General features: G+C 72.8%; 15 protein-coding genes. 5 read left to right on the top strand and 10 right to left on the bottom strand.

Going from position 1 to position 21,621, the window contains the following annotated elements; translation table 11 throughout:
* Together AOK03_RS32355 and AOK03_RS32350 are read right to left on the bottom strand one after the other, a co-directional pair.
* Positions 1–2,095, bottom strand: a 2,095-nt coding sequence (locus AOK03_RS32355) for a bifunctional salicylyl-CoA 5-hydroxylase/oxidoreductase (RefSeq protein ID WP_079075089.1), incomplete at its 3' end; no start/stop codon positions are given.
* Positions 2,080–2,907: an enoyl-CoA hydratase family protein gene (locus AOK03_RS32350; protein WP_055568940.1), complete on the bottom strand. Its 828-nt coding sequence runs from the start codon at positions 2,905–2,907 to the stop codon at positions 2,080–2,082. The genes AOK03_RS32355 and AOK03_RS32350, both read right to left, overlap by 16 nt.
* Before the next feature lie 262 nt (positions 2,908–3,169).
* Between AOK03_RS32350 and AOK03_RS32345 the strand changes: the two genes are divergently transcribed.
* Positions 3,170–3,601: an ATP-binding protein gene (locus AOK03_RS32345; protein ID WP_055568939.1), complete on the top strand. Its 432-nt coding sequence runs from the start codon at positions 3,170–3,172 to the stop codon at positions 3,599–3,601.
* Here the strand turns inward: AOK03_RS32345 and AOK03_RS32340 are convergent.
* From AOK03_RS32340 to AOK03_RS32320, 5 genes are all read right to left on the bottom strand, one after another.
* The gene (locus AOK03_RS32340; RefSeq protein ID WP_055568938.1) at positions 3,567–5,021 is read right to left on the bottom strand and encodes an amino acid permease; all 1,455 of its coding nucleotides are present in this window, start codon (positions 5,019–5,021) and stop codon (positions 3,567–3,569) included. The two genes, AOK03_RS32345 and AOK03_RS32340, sit on opposite strands and share 35 nt — an antisense overlap.
* An 84-nt stretch (positions 5,022–5,105) precedes the next feature.
* Positions 5,106–6,104: an ornithine carbamoyltransferase gene (gene argF, locus AOK03_RS32335; RefSeq protein WP_055568937.1), complete on the bottom strand. Its 999-nt coding sequence runs from the start codon at positions 6,102–6,104 to the stop codon at positions 5,106–5,108.
* A gap of 96 nt (positions 6,105–6,200) precedes the next feature.
* On the bottom strand, positions 6,201–7,433 hold the full coding sequence (locus AOK03_RS32330) for an arginine deiminase (protein ID WP_055568936.1): 1,233 nt from the start codon (positions 7,431–7,433) through the stop codon (positions 6,201–6,203).
* A gap of 44 nt (positions 7,434–7,477) precedes the next feature.
* The gene (locus AOK03_RS32325; protein WP_055568935.1) at positions 7,478–10,072 is read right to left on the bottom strand and encodes a polynucleotide kinase-phosphatase; all 2,595 of its coding nucleotides are present in this window, start codon (positions 10,070–10,072) and stop codon (positions 7,478–7,480) included.
* On the bottom strand, positions 10,069–11,586 hold the full coding sequence (locus tag AOK03_RS32320) for a 3' terminal RNA ribose 2'-O-methyltransferase Hen1 (RefSeq protein WP_055568934.1): 1,518 nt from the start codon (positions 11,584–11,586) through the stop codon (positions 10,069–10,071). The genes AOK03_RS32325 and AOK03_RS32320 overlap by 4 nt, the downstream gene beginning before the upstream one ends.
* Positions 11,587–11,845: 259 nt before the next feature.
* On the opposite strand from AOK03_RS32320, the gene AOK03_RS32315 reads away from it, so the two are divergent.
* The 4 genes from AOK03_RS32315 (at position 11,846) to AOK03_RS32300 (ending at position 16,219) form a co-directional block, all read left to right on the top strand.
* On the top strand, positions 11,846–12,541 hold the full coding sequence (locus AOK03_RS32315; RefSeq protein ID WP_244177835.1) for a GAF and ANTAR domain-containing protein: 696 nt from the start codon (positions 11,846–11,848) through the stop codon (positions 12,539–12,541).
* Between the two features lie 231 nt (positions 12,542–12,772).
* Complete coding sequence (locus AOK03_RS32310; protein WP_055568933.1) at positions 12,773–13,459, top strand: response regulator transcription factor; 687 nt, start codon at positions 12,773–12,775, stop codon at positions 13,457–13,459.
* Positions 13,460–13,505: 46 nt separating this feature from the next.
* Entirely contained in the window at positions 13,506–14,144 is a 639-nt protein-coding gene (locus tag AOK03_RS32305; RefSeq protein ID WP_055568932.1) for a Pvc16 family protein, read from the top strand.
* Positions 14,141–16,219, top strand: a complete 2,079-nt coding sequence (locus AOK03_RS32300) for an ATP-binding protein (protein WP_055568931.1) — start codon at positions 14,141–14,143, stop codon at positions 16,217–16,219. Before AOK03_RS32305 ends, AOK03_RS32300 begins: the two co-directional genes overlap by 4 nt.
* Positions 16,220–16,279: 60 nt before the next feature.
* Here AOK03_RS32300 and AOK03_RS43575 read toward each other — a convergent pair whose 3' ends face one another.
* From AOK03_RS43575 to AOK03_RS32285, 3 genes are all read right to left on the bottom strand, one after another.
* The gene (locus AOK03_RS43575) at positions 16,280–17,650 is read right to left on the bottom strand and encodes an RICIN domain-containing protein (RefSeq protein WP_055568930.1); all 1,371 of its coding nucleotides are present in this window, start codon (positions 17,648–17,650) and stop codon (positions 16,280–16,282) included.
* 5 nt (positions 17,651–17,655) lie between these two features.
* Positions 17,656–19,248, bottom strand: coding sequence for a peptidoglycan-binding domain-containing protein (locus AOK03_RS32290; RefSeq protein ID WP_055568929.1), 1,593 nt, complete (start codon positions 19,246–19,248; stop codon positions 17,656–17,658).
* Between the two features lie 96 nt (positions 19,249–19,344).
* Positions 19,345–21,621: ATP-binding protein (locus AOK03_RS32285; RefSeq protein WP_055568928.1), on the bottom strand; the 2,277-nt coding region annotated here is incomplete at its 5' end.

The raw sequence follows: 21,621 nt of genomic DNA, 5'->3' as shown, positions 1-21,621 counted from the left end.
CGCCGACGGTGATCACCGGGATGCCGGTGAGGCTGCGGATGCGGTCGGCGTACGGCGTCTGGTAGGAGCGGCCGTACGCGGGGCGTTCGTGGGAGACGACCTGGCCGGTCGAGACGTCGATCGCGTCGGCGCCGTGGGCCGCGAACGCGCGGGCGATCTCGACGGCGTCCTCGGCGGTGGTGCCGCCGTCGGCCCAGTCGGTGGCGGAGATGCGGACCGTCATGGGCCTGCCCTCGGGCCACACCTCCCGCACCGCGTCGAAGACTTCGAGGGGGAAGCGGAGGCGGCCCGACAGGTCGCCGCCGTAGGCATCCGTGCGGTGGTTCGTGAGCGGGGAGAGGAAGCCGGAGAGCAGATAGCCGTGGGCGCAGTGGAGTTCGAGGAGGTCGAACCCGGCGCGGTCGGCGCGGCGGGCCGCGTCGACGAACTGTTCGCGGATCTCCGTCAGTCCCGCGCGGGAGAGTTCGCGCGGGGTCTGGCTGTCCGGCCGGTACGGGAGCGGCGAGGCGGCGTCGAGCGGCCAGTTGCCGTCGGGCAGCGGCTCGTCGATGCCCTCCCACATCAGCTTGGTGGAGCCCTTGCGGCCGGAGTGGCCGAGCTGGAGGCCGATCGCCGTGCCGGGTGCCTGCGCGTGGACGAAGTCGGTGACGCGGCGCCAGGAGTCGGCCTGTTCGTCGGTGTAGAGCCCGGCGCAGCCCGGTGTGATGCGGCCGCGCTCGCTGACGCACACCATCTCGGTCATGACCAGGCCCGCGCCGCCCAGCGCCCGTGCGCCCAGGTGCACCAGGTGGAAGTCGCCGGGGACGCCGTCCACCGCGGAGTACATGTCCATCGGTGAGACGACGACGCGGTTGCGCAGGGTCAGGTCGCGCAGCCGGAAGGGCGTGAACATCGGCGGGGTGCCGTCCGGGCAGCCGAAGTCCCGCTCGACGGAACGGGTGAAGTCCGCGTCGCGCAGCCGGAGGTTGTCGTGGGTGACGCGGCGGCTGCGGGTGAGGAGGTTGAACGCGAACTGGCGGGGCGGCTGGTCCAGGTAGTCGGGGAGCCGCTCGAACCACTCCAGGCTGGCGCGGGCGGCGCGCTGCGTGGAGGCGACGACGGGGCGGCGCTCGGTCTCGTACGCCTGGAGCGCGGCCGGGATGTCGGGCTGTTCCTCCAGGCAGGCGGCGAGCGCGAGGGCGTCCTCGACGGCGAGCTTCGTGCCCGAGCCGATGGAGAAGTGCGCGGTGTGCGCGGCGTCGCCGAGCAGCACCGTGTTGCCGTCGGACCAGCGGGAGTTGGTGACCGTGCGGAAGTTGATCCAGGTGGATTTGTTGCCGCGCAGGGGGCGGCCGCCGAGCGCGTCCGCGAAGATCTTGGCGCAGCGTTCGGTGGACTCCCGCTCGTCGAGCTCCGCGAAGCCCGCGGCCTCCCAGACCTCCTCGCGCATCTCGACGATGACGGTCGACTCGTGCGGCGAGAACGGATAGCCGTGCAGCTGCAGCACGCCGTGCTCGGTCTCGGCGATCTCGAAGCGGAACGCGTCGAAGGCGAAGTCGGCGGCGAGCCAGATGTAGCGGCAGTGGTGGGTCGTGATGGCGGGCCCGAAGACGTCGGCCCGCGCCTCGCGGGTGAGGCTGTGCACGCCGTCCGCGGCGACCACCAGGTCGTACTCCGCGGAGAGCGCGGCGGCGGGCGGCGCCTCGGTGCGGAAGCGGAGCTCGACGCCGAGGTCCCGGCAGCGGTCGTGCAGGATCTCCAGGAGCCTGCGCCTGCCGAGCGCCGCGAAGCCGTGGCCGCCGGAGGTGTGCCGCCGGTCGCGGTGCACGATGTCGATGTCGTCCCAGCGCACGAACTCCGCCTGGAGCGCGGCGTAGACGGCGGGGTCGGCGTGCTCGATGCCGCCGAGGGTCTCGTCGGAGAGGACGACGCCGAAGCCGAAGGTGTCGTCGGGCGCGTTGCGCTCCCAGACGGTGACCTCGCGGGTCGGGTCGAGGCGCTTGAGCAGCGCGGCGGCATAGAGCCCGCCGGGGCCGCCGCCGATGACGGCGATCCGGTGGGCCCGCCCCGCGGCGGAGGGGGTGACGGAGGTTTCCACGGTCACCGCCCCTGCCACTTCGGCGGGCGCTTCTCCGTGAAGGCCGCGTGGAATTCCGCGTAGTCCTCGCCGTTCATCAGCAGGGCCTGCGTCGAGGCGTCCAGTTCGATGGCGGCGGCCAGCGGCATGTCGAGCTCCGACGTGAGGAGCGCCTTGGTCTGCGCGTACGCGAGGGCGGGGCCTTCGGCGAGGCGGTGGGCCAGGGCCTGCGCGGCCTCCGCGGCCCTGCCCTCCTCCGTCAGCTCGCTGATCAGGCCGATCCGTTCGGCTTCGGGGGCGCGGACCGGTTCGCCGAGCATGAGCAGCCGGGTGGCGTGGCCGAGTCCGACGACGCGCGGCAGGAGGTAGGCGGCCCCCATGTCGCCGCCGGAGAGGCCGACCCGGGTGAAGAGGAAGGAGAACCGCGCCGAGGGGTCGGCGACGCGGAAGTCCGCGGCGAGGGCGAGCACCGCGCCGGCGCCCGCCGCCACCCCGTGCACGGCGACGATCACCGGGAAGGGGCACTCCCTGATGGCGCGGACGACCTGGCCCGTCATGCGGTTGAAGTCGAGGAGCTGGGAGGTGTCCATGGCGAGCGTGGCGCCGATGATCTCGTCGACGTCGCCGCCCGAGCAGAAGCCGCGGCCCTCCCCGCCGAGCACGAGGGCGCGCACGGACTTGTCGCGGGAGAGCTCGGCGAGCAGGTCGCGCAGGTCGGCGTAGGCACCGAAGGTGAGCGCGTTGAGCTTGTCGGGGCGGGCGAGGGTGACCGTGGCGACCCCTTCGTCGACGGCGAGGCGCAGGTGCCGCCAGTCGGGAGTGCGGGTCGCGGAGCCGGTGAAGGGACTCATGAGGTGCGGCCTCCTCGGCCTGAGGTGACTGGCTACCTCTCGAAGTTATCACCGTTCTGTGACTGTCGTCATGAGTGCGCGATACGCCGGTCGACGACCGTCTCGCAAGGGAACGGAAATACCGAAATGCGCGTCTTGTCACCTGGGGCACCACAGGGTCGGACGTCCCGGAAATGCCCGACCGTCGCCCCTGTCGACATAACGCTTAAGATTCGTACGGTTGAAAGCAGGACCGCCACCTGCTGCCCTGAACGGACCCGCCTTGCACGAGCCTTCCTCCCCCGCCTCCTGGCGCATCGCACTGCCGCACACCACGGCAGCCGTGCCCGTCGCACGCGCCCTGGTCCGTACGGCGCTGACCGACATCGAGTCGACCGCCGACACCGACACCGCCGAGCTCCTCACCGCGGAGCTGGTCGCGAACGCCGTCGAGCACACCGCGGGGCAGGACCCGATAGAGCTGGTGATCGAGCTGCTGCCGACCGGCTGTCAGGTCGAGGTGCACGACTCCAATCCGCAGCCGCCCGGCGACCTCACCGACCCGGGCCCGCACGGCGAGCCGGACCCCTGGCAGGAGCACGGGCGCGGCCTGCTCCTGATCCGCACCCTCAGCTCCTCCTGCGGCCACCGCACCACCGCGTCCGGCAAGGCCGTCTGGTTCACGCTTCCGGCGCGGCCCCCGCACCGGCACTGACGGGCACCTCGCCCCGGCCGAGCCGCGAGTGGCCGCGGCCGTAGAGCGCGTAGACCACCGCGCCCACCGCGAGGAACACGGCGAACTGCAGCCAGGTCGTCCGGCCCGTGCCCCAGATCAGATAGAGGCAGCAGCCGACCCCGAGGAGCGGGCTGACCGGGTGGCACGGCACCCGGAAGGTGCGCCGCAGATCCGGGGCGGAGCGGCGCAGCGCGATCACCGCGACATTCACCACGACCATGATCGCCAGGGTGCCGATGGTGGTCAGGTTGACGACCACGTCGAGCGAGGAGAAGGCGGCGGGCACGGCGACGACCGCCGCGACGATCCAGGTGTTGGCGACGGGGGTCCTGGTCCGCGGCGAGACGCGTTCGAAGACGCGCGGCATCAGGCCGTCGCGGGACATCGACATCAGGATGCGGGTCTGGCCGTACATCACGGCGAGCACCACGGAGGCGATGGCGACGACCGCGCCGAAGGCGATGATGCCGCCGCCGACGGTCGAGTCGGTGACCTGGTCGACGACGAGCGAGAGCGCGGCGGGCTTGTCGGCGACGGCGTCCGGGCCGAGCGCGCCGATGGCCGCGAGCGCCACGGCGACGTAGAGGAGGGTGACGACGCCGATGCAGATGAGGATGGCGAGCGGAATGTTGCGCCGCGGGTTCTTCACCTCCTCGCCCGCCGTGGTGACGGCGTCGAAGCCGATGAAGGAGAAGAAGGCGAGCGAGGCACCGGCGGTGATGCCGGAGACGCCCGCGCCCGCGAAGGGCGTGAGGTTGCCGTCCTCGAACGCGGTGAACGCGACGGCCAGGAAGAGCAGCAGGATGCCGATCTTCAGGACCGCCATGGCGGCCGTGGCACCCGCGCTCTCCCGGATGCCACGCACCAGGAGCACGGCGGCCAGCAGGATGACGACCACGGCGGGCAGGTTCACCACACCGCCCTCGCCGGGCCCCGCGGACAGCGCGGTGGGCAGCTCCCAGCCGGTGAGGCTGTGCAGCAGCTCGTTCAGGTACTGGCTCCAGCCGACCGCGACCGCGGAGACCGAGACGCCGTACTCCAGGAGCAGACACCAGCCGACGAGGAACGCCGTGCGCTCGCCCAGCGAGGCGTACGCGAAGGAGTACGAGCTGCCGGAGACCGGGATCGCGCCGCCCAGCTCGGCGAACGAGAACGCGGTGAAGATGCAGGTCACCGCCGCGAGGACATAGGAGATGGCGACGGCGGGGCCGGCCTCGGCGACGGAGTCGGAGAGGCCGACGAAGATGCCGGTGCCGACGATCGCGCCGACACCGAAACACACGAGCTGGAAGAGCCCCATGGTGCGCCTCAGGCCGTGGCCTTCGAGGTCCGCGCCCGATTCGGCGACGAGCTGGTCGGGCGACTTGATGCGAAGCCCGTTGGTACGCGTAGGGCTCATGGGGTGGTTCTCGTTTCTGGTGGTGCGTGGTGCGGGTGGTGCGGTGGTGCGCGTTTCGTGGGGGGGTGCCCGTTCGGCCGGGCGTCAGGCGAGGGTGGCCACCAGGATCGCCTTGATCGTGTGCATCCGGTTCTCGGCCTCGTCGAAGACGACGGAGTGCGCCGACTCGAAGACCTCGTCGGTGACCTCCAGCGACTCCAGGCCGTACGCCTCGTGGACCTCGCGGCCGACCTTGGTGCCGAGGTCGTGGAAGGCGGGCAGGCAGTGCAAGAACTTTACGTCGGCGTTGCCCGTGGCGCGCAGGACGTCCATCGTCACCGCGTAGGGCACGAGGGCAGTTATGCGCTCGGCCCAGACCTCCTGCGGCTCCCCCATCGACACCCATACGTCGGTGCCGACGAAGTCGGCGCCCCTGACGCCCTCCGCGACGTCCTCGGTGAGCGTCAGGCGGGCGCCGCTGACCTGGGCGAGCTCGCGGGCCCGCGCGACGACCTCCGGGGCCGGCCAGTAGGCCTCGGGGGCGACGATGCGCACGTCCATGCCGAGCAGGGCGCCGGTGACCAGGTACGAGTTGCCCATGTTGAAGCGGGCGTCGCCCAGATAGGCGAAGGAGATGCCGGTGAGGGGCTTGGCGCAGTGCTCGGTCATCGTGAGCACGTCGGCGAGCATCTGGGTGGGGTGCCACTCGTCGGTCAGGCCGTTGTAGACGGGCACGCCCGCGTGCGCGGCGAGCGTCTCGACCGTGTCCTGCGCATCCCCGCGGAACTCGATGGCATCGAACATCCGGCCGAGCACTCGTGCGGTGTCCTTCGACGACTCCTTCTTGCCGATGTGCGAGCCGGACGGGTCGATGTACACCGTCGAGGCCCCCTGGTCCGCGGCGGCCACCTCGAAGGCGCAGCGCGTCCGCGTCGAGCTCTTCTCGAAGATCAGCGCGATGTTCCTGCCCCGCAGCCGCGGCGCCTCGGTCCCGGCCTTCTTGGCCGCCTTCAGCTCGGCGGCCAGCTCGATCAGACCGCGGAACTCGTCGGCGGTGAAGTCCAGCTCCTTGAGGAAGTGGCGGCCGGTGAGGTCTGTGGCCATGAGGCGCTCCAGGAGTGCGGGATGGGGGTACGGGACACGTTGACATTGAAACTATATACGACGTGCCACATTTATATACAGAGCCCCCGCCGGGGCCTACATCCCGGGCACGGGGTCGCGCTGCACCGGACAGCTCATGCACCGCGGCCCGCCCCGGCCGCGCCCCAGCTCGCTCCCCAGGATCTCGATCACCTCGATGCCCTGCTTGCGCAGATGCGTGTTGGTCGTCGAGTTCCTCTCGTACGCGACGACGACGCCCGGCTCCACCGCGAGGACGTTGCAGCCGTCGTCCCACTGCTCGCGCTCGGCCGCGTGCACGTCCTGCGTGGCCGTGAGGACCCTGATGCCGTCGAGGCCGAGCGCGGCGGCGATGGCGCGGTGCATGTGCTCGGGCGGATGGTCGGTGACCTTCAGCTCGCGCTCCCCCACGCCCGGCTCGATGGTGTACGAGCGGAGCATGCCGAGGCCCGCGTACTGCGTGAAGGTGTCGCCGTCGACCATCGTCATCACCGTGTCGAGGTGCATGAACGCACGCCGCTTCGGCATGTCGAGGGCCACGATGGTCTGCGCCGAGCCCGCCGCGAACAGCTTGTGCGCGAGCATCTCGACGGCCTGCGGCGTGGTGCGCTCGCTCATGCCGATGAGCACCGCCCCCTTGCCGATCACCAGGACGTCGCCGCCCTCGATGGTCGAGGGATAGTCCGCCTGGCCCCGTGACCAGACGTTGAACTCCTCGGCGCGGAACAGCGGATGGTGCCGGTAGATCGCCTCGAAGTGGACGGTCTCGCGCTGCCGGGCGGGCCAGCGCATCGCGTTGATCGAGACGCCGTCGTAGATCCAGGCGGAGGTGTCACGGGTGAAGAGGTGGTTGGGCAGCGGGCCGAGCAGGAAGTCGTCCAGGTCCATGCAGTGGAAGCGCACGGACGTCGGTTCGGCGTGCCGCTCCAGGAATTCCCGCTTCGTCATCCCGCCGACCAGCGCCTCGGCGAGCTCGGCGGACGGCATGGTCTCGAACGCGGCCCTCAAGTGGTCGGTGGCGAGCGGCCCGTACTCCTTCTCGTCGAAGACGCGGTCCAGGACGAGGAGGCGGGCCGCCGGCACGTCCAGGGTCTCGGTCAGCAGGTCGCCGAAGAGATGGACCTCCACCCCCCGGTCGCGCAGCACGTCCGCGAACCCGTCGTGCTCCTGACGGGCCCTGCGCACCCACAGGACGTCGTCGAAGAGGAGGGCGTCCTTGTTGCTCGGAGTCAGCCGCTTGAGCTCCAGATCGGGGCGGTGCAGTATGACGCGGCGCAGCCGCCCGGCCTCGGAGTCGACATGGAATCCCATGGGGTCCATCTTTCCCCGGCCGGGCGGCCGACGCGCACCGTTGGCTAAAGCCGGGGATCCACCGGCTCCGACTCCAGGGCGAGGACCGCGAACACCGCCTCGTGCACGCGCCACAGCGGCTCGCCCTCGGCGAGGCGGTCCAGGGCCTCCAGACCGAGTGCGTACTCGCGGATGGCGAGGGAGCGCTTGTGACCGAGGGAGCGGTCGCGCAGCTTCGCCAGGTTCTCCGGGCGCGTGTACTCCGGGCCGTAGACGATCCGCAGGTACTCGCGGCCCCGGCACTTGATGCCGGGCTGGACGAGCCGCCCCCGCGCGTTCCTGACCAGCGCCTCCACCGGCTTGACCACCATGCCTTCGCCGCCGCGGCTGGTCATCTCCAGCCACCAGTCGACGCCCGCGCCGACCGACTCCGGGTCGGCCGTGTCCACGTAGAGACGGCGGGTGGTCTGCAGCAGGTCGGAGCCCTGGCTGCTGTCGTGCTCCACCATGCGGTCGATCAGGGCCAGCTGCTCGTCGTGCGGGAGCGCGGCGAGGCTGCGGCCCTGGACGGCCAGGATCTGGAACGGCGCGAGGCGCACGCCCTCCAGGCCCTGGGTCGGCCAGCAGTAGCGGCGGTAGGCGTCGGTGAACGCGGCGGCGTCCGCCGCGCGTTCCCGCTGCCGGTCCAGGAGCTCGCCCGCGTCGACGCCCCGCGCCGTCGCCGCTTCCAGGGCCTCGATCGCGCCGGGGAAGACGGCGCCGGAGGCGGCGCCCACGGCGGCGTACTGCGTGCGGAGCAGCCCGGACGCCTTCAGCGACCACGGCATCAGCTCCGCGTCGAGCAGCAGCCAGTCCGTCGCCAGCTCCTCCCACAGGCCCGCCTCGGTGACGGCGTCGCGCACCCGGCCGAGGATCTGCTCGGTGACGGCGGGGTCGTCGAAGAAGGGGCGTCCGGTGCGGGTGCACAGGGACCCGGTGGGGCCTCCCCCACTGCCCGAAACGGCGTGGGAGGTGCCCCCGACCCCGAACCGCTCGCGGGCCGTGTCCGCGTCGCGGCAGACCAGCACCACCGCGCGCGAGCCCATGTGCTTCTCCTCGCACACGACCCGGCCGACGCCGTCCGCCGCGTACGCGGCGAAGGCCTCCTCGGGGTGTTCCAGGTACCCCTCGCGCCGGGAGGTGGCCGTCGGGGCCATGGTCGGCGGCAGGTACGGCAGCAGCCGGGGGTCGACGGCGAAGCGGCTCATGACCTCCAGGGCCGCGGCCGCGTTCTCCTCGCGCACGGCGACGCGCCCCGCGTGCCGCGTCTCCACCGCGCGGCGGCCGTGCACGTCGTTCAGGTCGAGCGGCCGACCGTCGTGGCCGCCCGGTGCCTCGGTGCGCAGCGGCCTGGCCGGTTCGTACCAGACGCGTTCCGCCGGTACGTCGACGAGTTCGCGCTCCGGCCAGCGCAGCGCGGTCAGCCTGCCGCCGAAGACGGCGCCGGTGTCCAGGCAGATGGTGTTGTTGAGCCAGGTCGCGGTGGGCACCGGGGTGTGGCCGTAGACCACCGCGGCCTTGCCGCGGTACTCCTCCGCCCAGGGGTAGCGCACCGGCAGGCCGAACTCGTCGGTCTCGCCGGTGGTGTCGCCGTACAGGGCGTGCGAGCGCACCCGGCCGGAGGTGCGGCCGTGGTACTTCTCGGGCAGACCGGCGTGGCAGACGACGAGGCGCCCCTCGTCGAGGACGTAGTGCGAGACGAGGCCGTCGACGAACTCCCGCACCTGCGTGCGGAACTCCTCGCTCTCCGCCGACAACTGCTCGACGGTCTCGGCGAGTCCGTGGGTGTGCTGGACGCCCCGGCCCTTGAGGTGGCGGCCGAGCTTGTTCTCGTGGTTGCCGGGCACGCACAGCGCGGTGCCGCCCGCGACCATCGACATCACGCGCCGCAGGACGCCGGGGGTGTCCGGGCCGCGGTCGACGAGGTCGCCGACGAACACGGCCGTGCGGCCCTCCGGGTGGACGCCGTCCACATATCCGAGCTTGCCGAGCAGGGTCTCCAACTCGGCGGCGCAGCCGTGGATGTCACCGACGATGTCGAAGGGGCCTGTGAGGTGGGTGAGGTCGTTGTACCGCTTCTCGGTGACGATGGTGGCGGCGTCGATCTCCTCGACCCCGCGCAGCACGTGCACCTTCCGGAAGCCCTCGCGCTCCAGGTGCCGCAAGGAGCGCCGCAGTTCGCGCTGGTGGCGCTGGATGACGCGGCGCGGCACGCCCGCGCGGTCCGGACGCCCGGCGTTGCGCGCGGCGCAGACCTCCTCGGGCACGTCGAGCACGATGGCGATGGGCAGCACGTCGTACTGCCGGGCCAGCTCGATCAGCTGCTTGCGGCTGTCGCTCTGCACGCTCGTCGCGTCGATGACCGTGCGGCGGCCCGCGGCCAGGCGCTTGCCCGCGATGTAGTTCAGGACGTCGAAGGCGTCGCGGCTGGCGCTCTGGTCGTTCTCGTCGTCGGCGACGAGCCCGCGGCAGAAGTCGCTGGATATGACCTGGGTTTCCTTGAAGTGCCTGCGCGCGAAGGTGGACTTGCCGGAGCCGGTGGCGCCGACGAGGACGACGAGGGACAGGTCGGTGACGGCGAGGGTCCGTGCGGCATCGGTGGTACGGGTGTCGTTCGTCATGCGGCCTGCTCCTCCTTCTTCTTCTTGTCGATCTGGTCCTTGTCGGCGGTCCGGTCTCCCTCGGCCGCCTGCGTGAACACGGCCATCTGCGTGGGCGGTCCCACCTCGGGGTCCTCGTCGCCCACCGGGACGAACTCCACTCCGTACCCGTGCCGTTCGGCCACCTCGTGGGCCCAGGCGCGGAACTCCTCGCGCGTCCACTCGAAGCGGTGGTCGTCGTGGCGGGCACGGCCCGCGGGGAGCGACTCCCAGCGGACGTTGTACTCGACGTTCGGCGTCGTCACGAGGACCGTGCGGGGCCGTGCGGAGCCGAACACCGCGTACTCCAGGGCGGGCAGGCGGGCCAGGTCGAGGTGCTCGATCACCTCGCTGAGCACGGCCGCGTCGTACCCCTTGAGCCGCTTGTCGGTGTACGCGAGCGAGCCCTGCAGGAGCGTGACGCGCCCGGCCCGGCGCTCGCCCATGCGGTCGAGCCCCAGCCGCCGCGAGGCGACGGTCAGCGCGCGCATGGACACGTCGACCCCGACGATCTCCGTGAACCGGACGTCCTTGAGCAGCTCCTGGACCAGCTGGCCCTGGCCGCAGCCCAGGTCGAGCACCCGGCAGGCGCCCGCGTCCGTGAGCGCGGCGAGGATCGCGGCGCGGCGCCGCACGGCGAGCGGCACCGGACGCTCCTCGGTGTCGGACTCCTCGTCGACGGCGTTGTCGATCTCCTCGACGTCCGTGTCGTCCGCGTCGGCGAGCCGCACCAGTTCGAGCCGCTCCGCGGCCTCCCGGGTCAGGGACCGGCGCCGCGCCAGATAGCGGCTGGTGATGAGCTGCTGCTCCGGGTGGTCCGCGAGCCATCCCTCACCGGCCCGCAGCAGCTTGTCGACCTCGTCCGGCGAGACCCAGTAGTGCTTGGCGTCGTCGAGGACGGGCAGCAGCACGTACAGGTGCCGCAGCGCCTCGCCGAGCGTCAGCGTCCCTTCGGGCGCTTCGAGCACGAGCTGTACGTACCGCGAGTCGCCCCACTCGGGGAACCGCATGTCCAGCGGGACCGGCGTCACCGCCACCGTCCAGCCGAGCGGCCCGAAGAGCGCCCGCACCAGCTCGGCGCCGCCGGTCGCGGGCAGGGCGGGCACCTCGACGCGGAGCGGCAGCGGCTGCCCGGCCCGCTCGGGGCGCGCGGCGCACACCCCGCGCATCGCGCTGGAGAAGACCGCGCTCAGCGCCACGGCGAGCAGCGACGAGGCCGCGTAGGGCCGGTCGTTCACGTACTGCGCGAGGGCCGCGTCCGGGGCTCCGCCCCGTCCCTTGTTCTTGCCCTTGCCGCGCCGCACGAGCGCGACGGGGTCGACCTCCAGGAGCAGCGCGGCGGTGCAGCGCTCGGGGGTCGCCTCGGGGTACAGGACGTGCGCCGTGCCGTACGAGGTGGAGAACGCCTGGGACTTCCCGGGATGCTTGTGCAGCAGGAATCCGAGGTCGGTGGCCGGGCGTTCGGGGGTACCGGTGGTACTGATCGTCAGAAACACTTCAGGTCGGCCTCAAAACACAGCCTGAGCTGCGGTTGCGTGATCAACTGTCGGACGCGGCGCACAGCCTCCGCGGGACGCTCTCCGTCTCCGGAGCGCCTCTACAACGTACAGCGAACTCTTCGGGCACACTCGGGAATTTTGCCCCGTCGAACGGCCTCGGACCAGGCACGGAGCGGGGCGGCCGCACGCGGTCGGGGGCTCCCGCGAGAAGCTGGGTAGAAGGGGGAAGCTCGGACGTCGTGGAACGGAGGACGGTGTGGACTGGGCCCGGTTCGGGGTGCAGATGGCGGCGATGGCGCGGGATCTCCTGGCACAGACCTCGGTCGACGCCACGCTGGAGCGGATCACCTCGTCGGCCGTCGAGCTGGTGGACGGCTGCGAGGCGGCGGGCATCCTGATCCTGCGCGGCAAGGACGTGGAGACCCTCGCCCCCACCCACCCGCTGGTCGTCGACAGCGACCGGCTGCAGGCACGCAACGGGGAAGGCCCGTGCTTCGACGCCGCGCGCAACGTGAACGGGGAGCGGGTCTTCCGCATCTTCGACGCCACCCGTGACCAGCCGCGCTGGCCCGCGTACGCCGCGGAGGCGCGGGCGCTGGGGGTCGGCAGCATGATGGGCTTCCTGCTCTTCACCGAGGACGAGGACCTCGGCGCGCTGAACCTCTACTCCCCCCGCCCCGGCGCCTTCACCGAGGCCGACGAGACGGCGGGCGTGCTCCTCGCCTCGCACGCGGCCGTCGCCTTCTCCAGCGCCCGCACGCACGCCCAGCTGGAGCGGGCCCTGTCCACCCGGCACACCATCGGCGAGGCCATGGGCATCCTGATGGGCAGACACCACCTCACGGAGGACGAGGCCTTCGACGTGCTGCGCCGCTATTCGCAGGAGAACAACATCAAGCTGCGCGACGTCGCGGAGCAGGTCTGCGCGCACGGCAGGGTCTCGGACACGTGAACCCGGGCGCGGCTTCCCCGGCTCATGGCCGAACCAGGGAAACCTGGGCCGGTGCAGTCCCCCCGGGGGGAACGCTGCTGCACCCGCCCTGCACTCCAAGTCCCCAGTCCGGCAGTCTTCACGCACGCATCGGCAGGGGTAAACGGTCCCGTTGATTCATCGGCAATCATTTGTTGATTGCTTCCGAGCACCCTGTGCCCGTCGCTATTCGGGGGAAGACAGGGAATTTCAGTGTCGGATACACGTATCTCGGTGGCCGTGCACGCCACCGACCCCCTCAGCCGGGCCGGGGTCATCAGCCACCTGCGGCACCAGCCCACCGTGGAGCTGGTGGACCGCGCCGGAGACGGCTCTCCCGCGCCGCCGCCCGGCACCGCGCCCGCCACCGCGCCGGAACGCGTCGCCGTCATGCTCGTGGACCGGCTCGACGACCCGGCGGGCAGCGAACTGCGCCGCCTGGCCCGGTCCACGGACCAGCGCGTCGTGCTCATCGCCAGCGAGCTGCGCGAACCGGAGCTGCTCGCGGTCGTCGAGTACGGCGTGCGGGCCATCCTCTGGCGCCACCAGGCCACCCCGCAGAAGCTGCTGCGCGCCGTGCACAGCGCCGCGCGCGGCGAGGGCGAGCTGCCGCCCGACCTCATCAACCGCCTCATGACGCAGCTCGGCCGCCTCCGGCTCTCGGCACTCGACGGCTCGCCGTCCGCCGGCGGCACCCTCGTGCCCACCCTGGGCATGGCGCCGCGCGAGGTGGACGTGGTACGGCTGATCGCGGAGGGGCTGGACACCAAGCAGATATCGGAGAAACTCGCCTACTCCGAACGCACCGTGAAGAACGTCCTGCACGCGCTCATGACGCGCCTGCAACTGCAGAACCGCGCGCATGCCGTCGCGTACGCGCTGCGGGAGGGGTACATCTAATGCGGCGACCGCACTGCTTCCCATCGACCGTACGGGGAGCCCGGCCGTGATCCACGAAGTAGACGAGGCGCTGCGCGGGCTGCTGCGCGGGGCGCTCCCGGAGGGGACCGGCGAGGTCGTCTTCGAGGCGCCGACCCGCGACTGGGCGGCGCGGCGCAACGCCCCGACGCTCAACTCCTATCTGTACGACATACGCGAGGACGTGGCCCGCCGCGAGCGCGGCGCGTACGCCGAGCGGGGGCCGGACGGCATCGTGCTGCGCAGACGGCAGCCGCCCCGCTGGTTCCGGCTCTCCTACCTGCTCACCGCCTGGACCAACCGTCCCGAGGACGAGCACCGGCTGCTCTCCGCGGCTCTGGGCACACTGCTCGCGCACGAGCTGCTGCCGCCGGACCGGCTGCCCGCCGCGCTCGCCGCGCTGCAGGCCACGCTGCCGCTGTCCGTCGCGGTGCCGCCGCCCGAGTCCCGGTCCATCGCCGACATCTGGTCGGCGCTCGGCGGTGAACTCAAGCCGTCCCTGGACGTGGTGATCACCGTGCCGTTCCCGGTGTCGCCCACGTACGACGTCGCGCCGCCGGTCACGGAAGGCGCGGTCGTGGGCGTCCGCAGCATCGACGGGGAGCAGAGCGAACCACGGCCCCGCATGCTGCGCAAGCAACGGGACGACGGGACGGGAGCGAAGTGAGCGCGCACGAGGCGAGCGCCCACGGGACGAGCGCCCACGAGGTGCTGGCCGCGCGGCTCGAATCCCTGCGCGGCCGCGTCGCGGATCTGGTCGAGCGGCGCGCCGCCGACGACCCGACGGCCGCGGATCCGCTGCGCGGCATGTACGTGACGCCCGAGACGGCGCTCCGGCTGGCCACCGCTCCCCCGCCGCAGGCAGCGCCCGCACCGGCGTCGGACGCCGCGTCGGACACGAAGGCGGCCGAGGACGGTTCCCCCGACCCGCTCGAAGAGCTGGCGCGCCGGTTCGGGCTCAGCGCGCTCGACCGGCACGTCCTGCTCGCCGCCCTCGCCCCCGACGTGGACCGTCGCTTCGAGCCGCTCTACGGGTACTTGAACGACGACGTCGGGCGCCGCCGCGCCACGGTCACGCTGGCCCTGGACCTCTCGGGCACCGGCCCGCACGATCCGCTCGCCCGCCGCCGCTTCCACCCCCTGGCACCGCTGCGGGCCGGTGGACTGATCGTCGTCGAGGACGAGGACCGGCCGCTGCCGGGGCGGGCGCTGCGCGTACCGGAGCGGGTGGTGGCACAGCTGCTCGGCGACGACGCGCTCGACCCGGAACTCGTCGACTGCGACGTCGAGTTGCTCGACGCCGGGAACGCCGGGAACGCCGGGAACACTGCCCCCGCACACCCCCTCGCGGCCCGCATCGCCGCCCTCGCCGCCGAGCGGCCGCTCCGCGTCCATCTGCGCGAGCGCAGGGAGGGCACCGCCGCCGGACCGGTGGCGGACGCGCTGCGGGCGGCCGGACGGCCCGTCCTGTGGCACCGGCCGACGGGCACGGCGGGCGACGGCGCGGCCGCGACCGCCGTCGCGCTCCTCCGCGAGGCGCGGCTGCGGCGGGCCGCCCTCGTCGTGGGACCGCTGCCCGCCGCCCCCGGACCCCTGATGCGGTCCCTGACGGCGGGCGACGTGCCGGTGGTGTTCTTCGGCAGCGAGCCGTACGACCCGGGATGGGCGCCGGACGCCGGGCTGCTCGCGCTCGACGCGCCGCAGGACGGCATCGACGCACCCCGCACCTGGCAGACCGAACTCGCCCGGCACACCCCCGCCCACGAGCCGGACTTCGACCTCGGCGAGGCCGTCGCGCCGTACCGCCTCAGCGGGACGCAGATCCGCCGCGCGGCGCGGGACGCCGCCGAACTGGCCGCCTTCGACGGCACCGCACCGACCGTCGCGCACCTGCAGCGCAGCGCCCGGCTGCAGTCCGCGCCGCTGCTCGACAAGCACGCCCGGCGGATCCGGCCCGAGGTGGGCTTCGCGGACCTCGTGCTCCCGGACGAACCGCTGGGCCTGCTCAACGAGCTGACGCTGCGCGCCCGGCACCGCGACAAGGTGCTCGGCGAGTGGCGGCTGCGCACCGGCGGCGGGCGCGGGCGCGGGGTCATCGCGCTGTTCGCCGGGGACTCCGGCACCGGCAAGACGCTGTCGGCGGAGGTCGTCGCCGGTGAACTCGGCCTCGACCTCTACGTGGTGGACCTGTCGGCGGTCGTCGACAAGTACATCGGCGAGACGGAGAAGAACCTGGAACGGATCTTCGTGGAGGCGGACCGCACGGACGCGGTGCTGCTCTTCGACGAGGCCGACGCCGTCTTCGGCAAGCGCTCGGAGGTCAAGAGCTCGCACGACAGGTACGCCAACCTGGAGAGCGCCTATCTGCTGCAGCGCCTGGAGGCCTTCGACGGGATCGCCGTGCTGACCACCAACCTGCGGGCCAACATCGACGACGCGTTCACCCGCCGGCTCGACCTGGTCGTCGACTTCCCGTTCCCGGACGTCGAACAGCGGCTCGCCCTGTGGCGGACCTGTCTGACCGGCACGCCCTGCGCACCGGACCTGGACGCGGAACTCACCGCCTGCGCCAAGGAGTTCGAGCTCTCCGGCGGAGCCATCCGGTCGGCCGCGGTGACGGCCGCCTATCAGGCGGCGGGCCACGGCGGCCCGGTGTCGGGCGCAGACGTACGGGCCGGTGCGCGGCGCGAGTACCGCAAGATGGGCCGCCTGGAGCCGGGGACGCACCTGCCCTGGCAGTAAGGACCGACACACGCCGCGGCCGCCCCGGTCACTCGTGCCGGGGCGGCCGCGGCCACGCTGCTACTGCCAGTCGGAGATCGTCCAGGCCATGCTGTTGCGGTCGTCGCACTTCCACGTGACCGCGCTCTTGTCGTTCTGCATGTCGACGATGCACTCGCCGGAACGGACGCCGACGATCTGCACCGTCCCGTCGGGACGATGCTCCAGCTTCCACTTCTGGTTGTCCGGCAGCCGGCCGTTCTTGATGTTCTCCCGCGGGGCGTGGAAGATCTGGACGATGTTGGTGTCCACCTTCTGGTCGATGATCGCGCCCGGGGCATTGGCGGACTCGATGGAGTAGGTGTCGGACTCGGGGTAGTGGTGCAGGATCCAGTCCTGGTTCTTCCCGAACTCGTCCGTGAGGGAAGGGTTCTGGCCGACGTACGTGCCGTCCTCCTTCGCCCCCCGCTTGACCTCCATATACCAGCCGTTGCCCTCGCTGCTGCGGATGGTGTGCGTCTTGGGGCCCTTGGGCTTCTCGTCCTTGTCCCCACCACCGCCGCCGCCCCCGCCCGGGTTCTGCGGCTTCTGCGGGGGCTGCTCCGGCTCCTTCTCCTCCTCCTTCGAGGGGCTCGGAGAGGGACTCGGCGCCTCCTTCATGCCGTCGCCCTGCGGCAGCTCACGCTGCTCGCCCTGCTTCTCCTTGGCCTGCGTGGACATGGCCGGCTTGTGCTGGAACCACATCACGGCGAACGCCAGGCCCAGCGCAAACAGCACCGAGAACACGGCCATCAACCAGCGCGGGATCACCGACGGCTGGACGTACGTGCCGCGCAGCTCCACCGGCTCGGGCACCCCGGCCCGCAGCACGGACACCGTGAAGGGGTGCTTGCGGGTACCGCCGACCCAGCTCACCGCGCCGGGCTTGATGCTGAGATCGGCGAATCCGGCGCGCCCCGGCGCGACCTGGACCGAGCCGGGCTCCGACTCGACCTCCAGCTCCTCGCCGTTCTCGCGCCCGGAGAAGGAGGCCGTGAGCTGCTGGTTGCCGAGGTTGTCGACGGCCACGGACGCCTTGGCGCGCAGTCGGCCGCGGACCACCAGCGGAAGCAGCTCCGTACGGATCTCGGCGAACGGGCCGACGGTGACCTGGCCCTCGGCGACATCCACGGTGTGCGGGGTCTCGCGGGGCTGCACCCGGACGCCGAACGGGGTCGGGCCCGCCTGGGCGTCCGAGGTCCGGGGCGGCGCGAACTCCACCTGGGCGGTGCCCTCCGCCCCCGGGTACAGGCGCAGCACGTCGGGGGTCACGCGGGTCCAGCCCGCCGCGTCGCCGACGACCTGGAGGCGGTACTCCTCGACGGTGTCGCCGGTGTTGCGCACGCGCAGCCGCACGCTCGCGGTGGCGCCGGGCTCGACGGTGGTCGCCGCTGGTTCGAGAGAGGTCCACATGCCGCTCACCGCCCCGTCACGCCGGGGTTGTTGACGCTGCCGCCGACGAGGGCCTGCAGGGTCGCGCTGTCGGCTGTGCCGGTCGCCGGGAGGCCGACGGAGGCCTGGTAGTCCTTGATGTGAGCCGCCGTGTTGTCGTTGTACCGGGCCGTGGTGGGCGCGGTACGGCCGTTCTTGAAGTAGTCGACGCCGTACTCGGCGTACGCCCGGTCGCGATCCAGGTCCTTGTCGCTGATGCCTGCCTGCGAGGCCCACCAGAACGCCGCCTGGAGCTGTACGACCTCCCAGCTGTCGGCGCCGGAGCGCACGGCGTCGGGCCGGATGCCCTGTGCCCACAGCGAGGTGAGGGTGGCACGGCCCAGCGTGCCCTCCTCGTCCGTCTCGAATATCTGGGCGGTGTTGTTCCCGGAGTTCTGGCCGGTGCGGACCACGGCCTTCTGGTAACAGATGAGTTTTGCCTCTGTGTTGGAGTCGATGACGCCTGGCGTCCAGTGGCCGGTCAGTGTGCAGGGGTTCTTCGAGCCGAGCGCGGCGAGGCGGCGCTGGGCGTACTCGACGACGACGTCCGACGCGTAGCCGCGCCGCCACGGGGGGCCGGTGCGTGCCGCGCCGCCGCCGTCGCCGGACACCGCCTTCTCGCCGCTGCCGCCGCCACCGCCCGACGAGCCGCCGCCACCGGAGCCGTCGCCGCTCGATCTCTCCTCGCCACCGCCGCCGGTCCCCGAATCCGTGCCGCCCCGGCCGCCGCCCGCCTTCTCCTTGGGCGGCGGCGGGGCCTCGTCGAGCTTCTCCTTCTCGCCGCCCTGCGCGACGGCGGCGGGCGCGTCGGCCGCCTGGTTCTCGCGCGCCGAGCCGTTGAAATCGGGCGCGTAGGTCAGCCAGGCCACGACGGCCGCGACGGCGAGCGCCGCGAGCACGCCGCCGAGGGCGAGCAGCCGACGGGGCAGCACCGGGCGCTGGTCGAAGCTGCCGGGCAGCTCGTGGGCCTGCTCGTCGCCGGAGCGGCGCACGGAGACGGTGAGCGGGTGGGCCTGCCCGGAACCCGTCCACAGCACCTGCTGCGGGCGGATGGTGAGCTTCGCGAACGCGGCGCGGCCCGGGGCCACTTGTACGGCGGTGGGCTCGACCTCGTAGGCGAGGCGGCCCGCGTCGTCGCGGAGGGTGAGGGCCGCGGTCAGCGGGGTGTTGCCGAGGTTGTCCACGGCGAGGGAGGCCCGGCCGCGGAAACGTCCGACGATGGTGGGCGGCAGCAGTTCGGCGCGGATCTCCGAGAAGGGCGTGACCGTGACCTGCCCCTCGACCACGTCCCGGGCCTCGGGGTTCTCACGGGGCTCGACGCGGATGCCGAACGGCGTGGGTCCCGCTGCCGCGTCGGGCGAGCGGGGCGGCGCGAAGGAGATCTCGGCCGTGCCCTCGCTGCCGGGGTAGAGCCGCAGGACGTCGGGCTCGATCCGGGACCAGCCCGCCGGGGCGCCGACGACCCCGAGACGGAACTCCTCCACCGTGTCCCCCGTGTTGCGTACGCGAAGCCGCACGGTCTCCCGGCCACCGGGGTCAACGGTCACCGCGGCCGGGTCAAGGGAGTTCCACCACGTCATACGGGCACGGTAGAGCGCACCTCCGGGTCTCTCCTTGTACGAAAGGGCGACGTCAAGGGCAGGCACCGCTGCCCTCCCGGACGGGCCCGCGAAACCTCAGCCGGACGCGGACAGCACCGGCCCGGACACACGGGTGTTCGGCCGCAGCCCGGCGAGCAGTCGAGCGATCCCGTCGGCCTCCAGGGCGCCGCGCCGCTCCATGACGCGGTGCGCGATCCGCAGGGCGGCCCTGGCCCGTTCGAGGTCGCCGACGGCGAGCAGCGCCCGGCCCCGCGCGGCCATCGCGAGCGCATGGCAGAACGCGTCGCCCAGTTCGCCCTCGACCGCCAGCGCCGCGTCCGCGCAGCGCATGGCCTCGCCGGGCCTGCCCTGCGCCAGCTCGCAGTACGCGAGGCGGGCCCAGCACAGCGCCTCCCAGCGCGGGTTGCGGGATCTGCCGTGCAGCCGCTGCGCCTCGCGCAGCTGCTCCGCCGCCGCGGCAGCCCGGCCGTCCTCCAGCAGCGCGCAGCCCACCTGGTAGAACACGTGCGCGAGGGTATGCGTGCTGCCCGACCGTCCGGCCTGCCGCACCGCCTCGTCGATCGCGGTGTCCGCCGCCGGGCGTCTGCCCAGGGCGACGTACGCACGGGCCATGTGCGACAGGATGCGGATCCGGTCGTCGTGCCCGCCGAGCGCGCCGAATCTGGCGTACGCGAGGCGCAGTTGCTCCAGCGCCTGGGCGTAGCGGCCGGTGCCCATCAGGACGATGCCCAGCTCGTGGCTGCCCGCGGCGCCGACGAGCAGGTCGCCGCAGGCCGCGGCGAGGTGCAGGCTCTCGCGCAGCGCCCGCTCGGCGCGGCCGTAGGTCTCGGTGCCGTAGTGCGGGGCGCCGAGGAGGCGCAGGGCGCGGGCCGCCGACCGGTCGTCGCCGTGTCTGCGGGCGGTGCGCAGGGCCAGTTCGGCGAGGGGTTCCAGGTCGCGGTGGCGGGCGGTCCCGGCCACGAGGTGCGACCAGGCAGTGAGCAGGTCGACGACGGGGCGCAGGCCGGGCGGACAGCGCGGGTCCCGGCCGTCCGCGCCGTCGGCCTCCGCCGACGCGCCTGCTTCCCCCGCTTCGTCCGGGAGGTGCCGCAGGGCGTTCTCCGCGGCGTCGCACAGCCGGGAGTGCGCGACGACCAGCCAGTCGTGCGCCGCGGCCTCGTCGGGCAGCGCCTTGCCCGCGGACGCGGGGCTGTGCAGCAGCTTCGGCAGCACGCTGTGCGGCTTCGTGCGGCGGATCGCGGTGATGACGGTGGCGAGGACGTAGTCGAGGAAGCGCAGCCGGGCGGCGGCGCGTTCCGCCGCGCTCTCGCGCAGCTCGCACTGCCGTCGCGCGAAGAGCCGCACCAGGTCGTGGAAGCGGTAGCGGTCCTCGCCGTGCAGCTCCATGAGCCCGGCGTCGACCAGCCGCTCCACGAGCTGCTCCGCCTCCTCGTCGCCCACGCCGAGGAGCGCGCCCGCGGCACCGCGGCAGAAGGAGGGCATGTAGCAGAGCGAGACCATGCGGAAGGCGTGGGCGAGGCCCGGCTCCAGGGCCTCGTAGCCGAGCCTGAAGGTCGCCTCGACGCCCAGGTCGTCCACCCGCAGCTCGTCCAGCCTGCGACGCTCGTCGCGCAGCCGTGCCACGAGGTCGGTCATGGGGCGGCCGGGCCGTGCGGCCAGGCGGGCGGCGACGATCCGGACGGCGAGCGGCAGCCCGCCGCAGACGGCGACCAGTTCGCGGGCGGCATCCCGCTCGGCGGCCACGCGCTCGGCGCCGACGATGGCGCAGAGCAGGCCGAGGGCCTGCGGCTCGTCCATCGTCTCGACGTCGACGAGGCGCGCGCCGGGCAGGGTGATGGTCCGCGAGCGGCTGGTCACCAGGACGGCGCAGCCCGGGGCTCCGGGCAGCAGCGGGCGCACCTGGGCGGTGTCGCGCGCGTTGTCGAGGAACACGAGCATGCGACGCCCGGCCAGGAGCGAGCGGTAGAGGGCGGTCTGTTGTTCGATGCCGTCGGGCACGGCGCTCTCGGGGATGCCGAGCGCGCGCAGGAACCCCGTGAGCGCGCTGCCGCTGTCCACGCCGGGCGCGGGGTCCGCGCCGCGCAGGTCCACGTACAGCTGCCCGTCGGGGAACTCGTCCCGTAAGGCGTGTGCGACGTGCACCGCGAGCGCGGTCTTGCCGACGCCGCCGAGTCCGGTGAGCGTGGCCACGGCCATCGTGCTGCCGGACGTGGCGGAGCGCAGCGTCTCGGTCAGCAGCCGCGCCTCGGCCTCGCGCCCCGCGAAGTCGGGCACGTCGGGCAGGAGCTGGGCGGGGGTGACGGGGACGGCGGAGGCGCGCGCGGGGCTCGGGGCGGTGCCGTTGACCGGGGC

The sequence above is a fragment of the Streptomyces atriruber genome, from assembly GCF_001418325.1.
In the GTDB taxonomy this organism is placed as follows: Bacteria; Actinomycetota; Actinomycetes; order Streptomycetales; family Streptomycetaceae; genus Streptomyces; species Streptomyces atriruber.
This window is presented reverse-complemented; position numbering and strand designations above follow the sequence as displayed.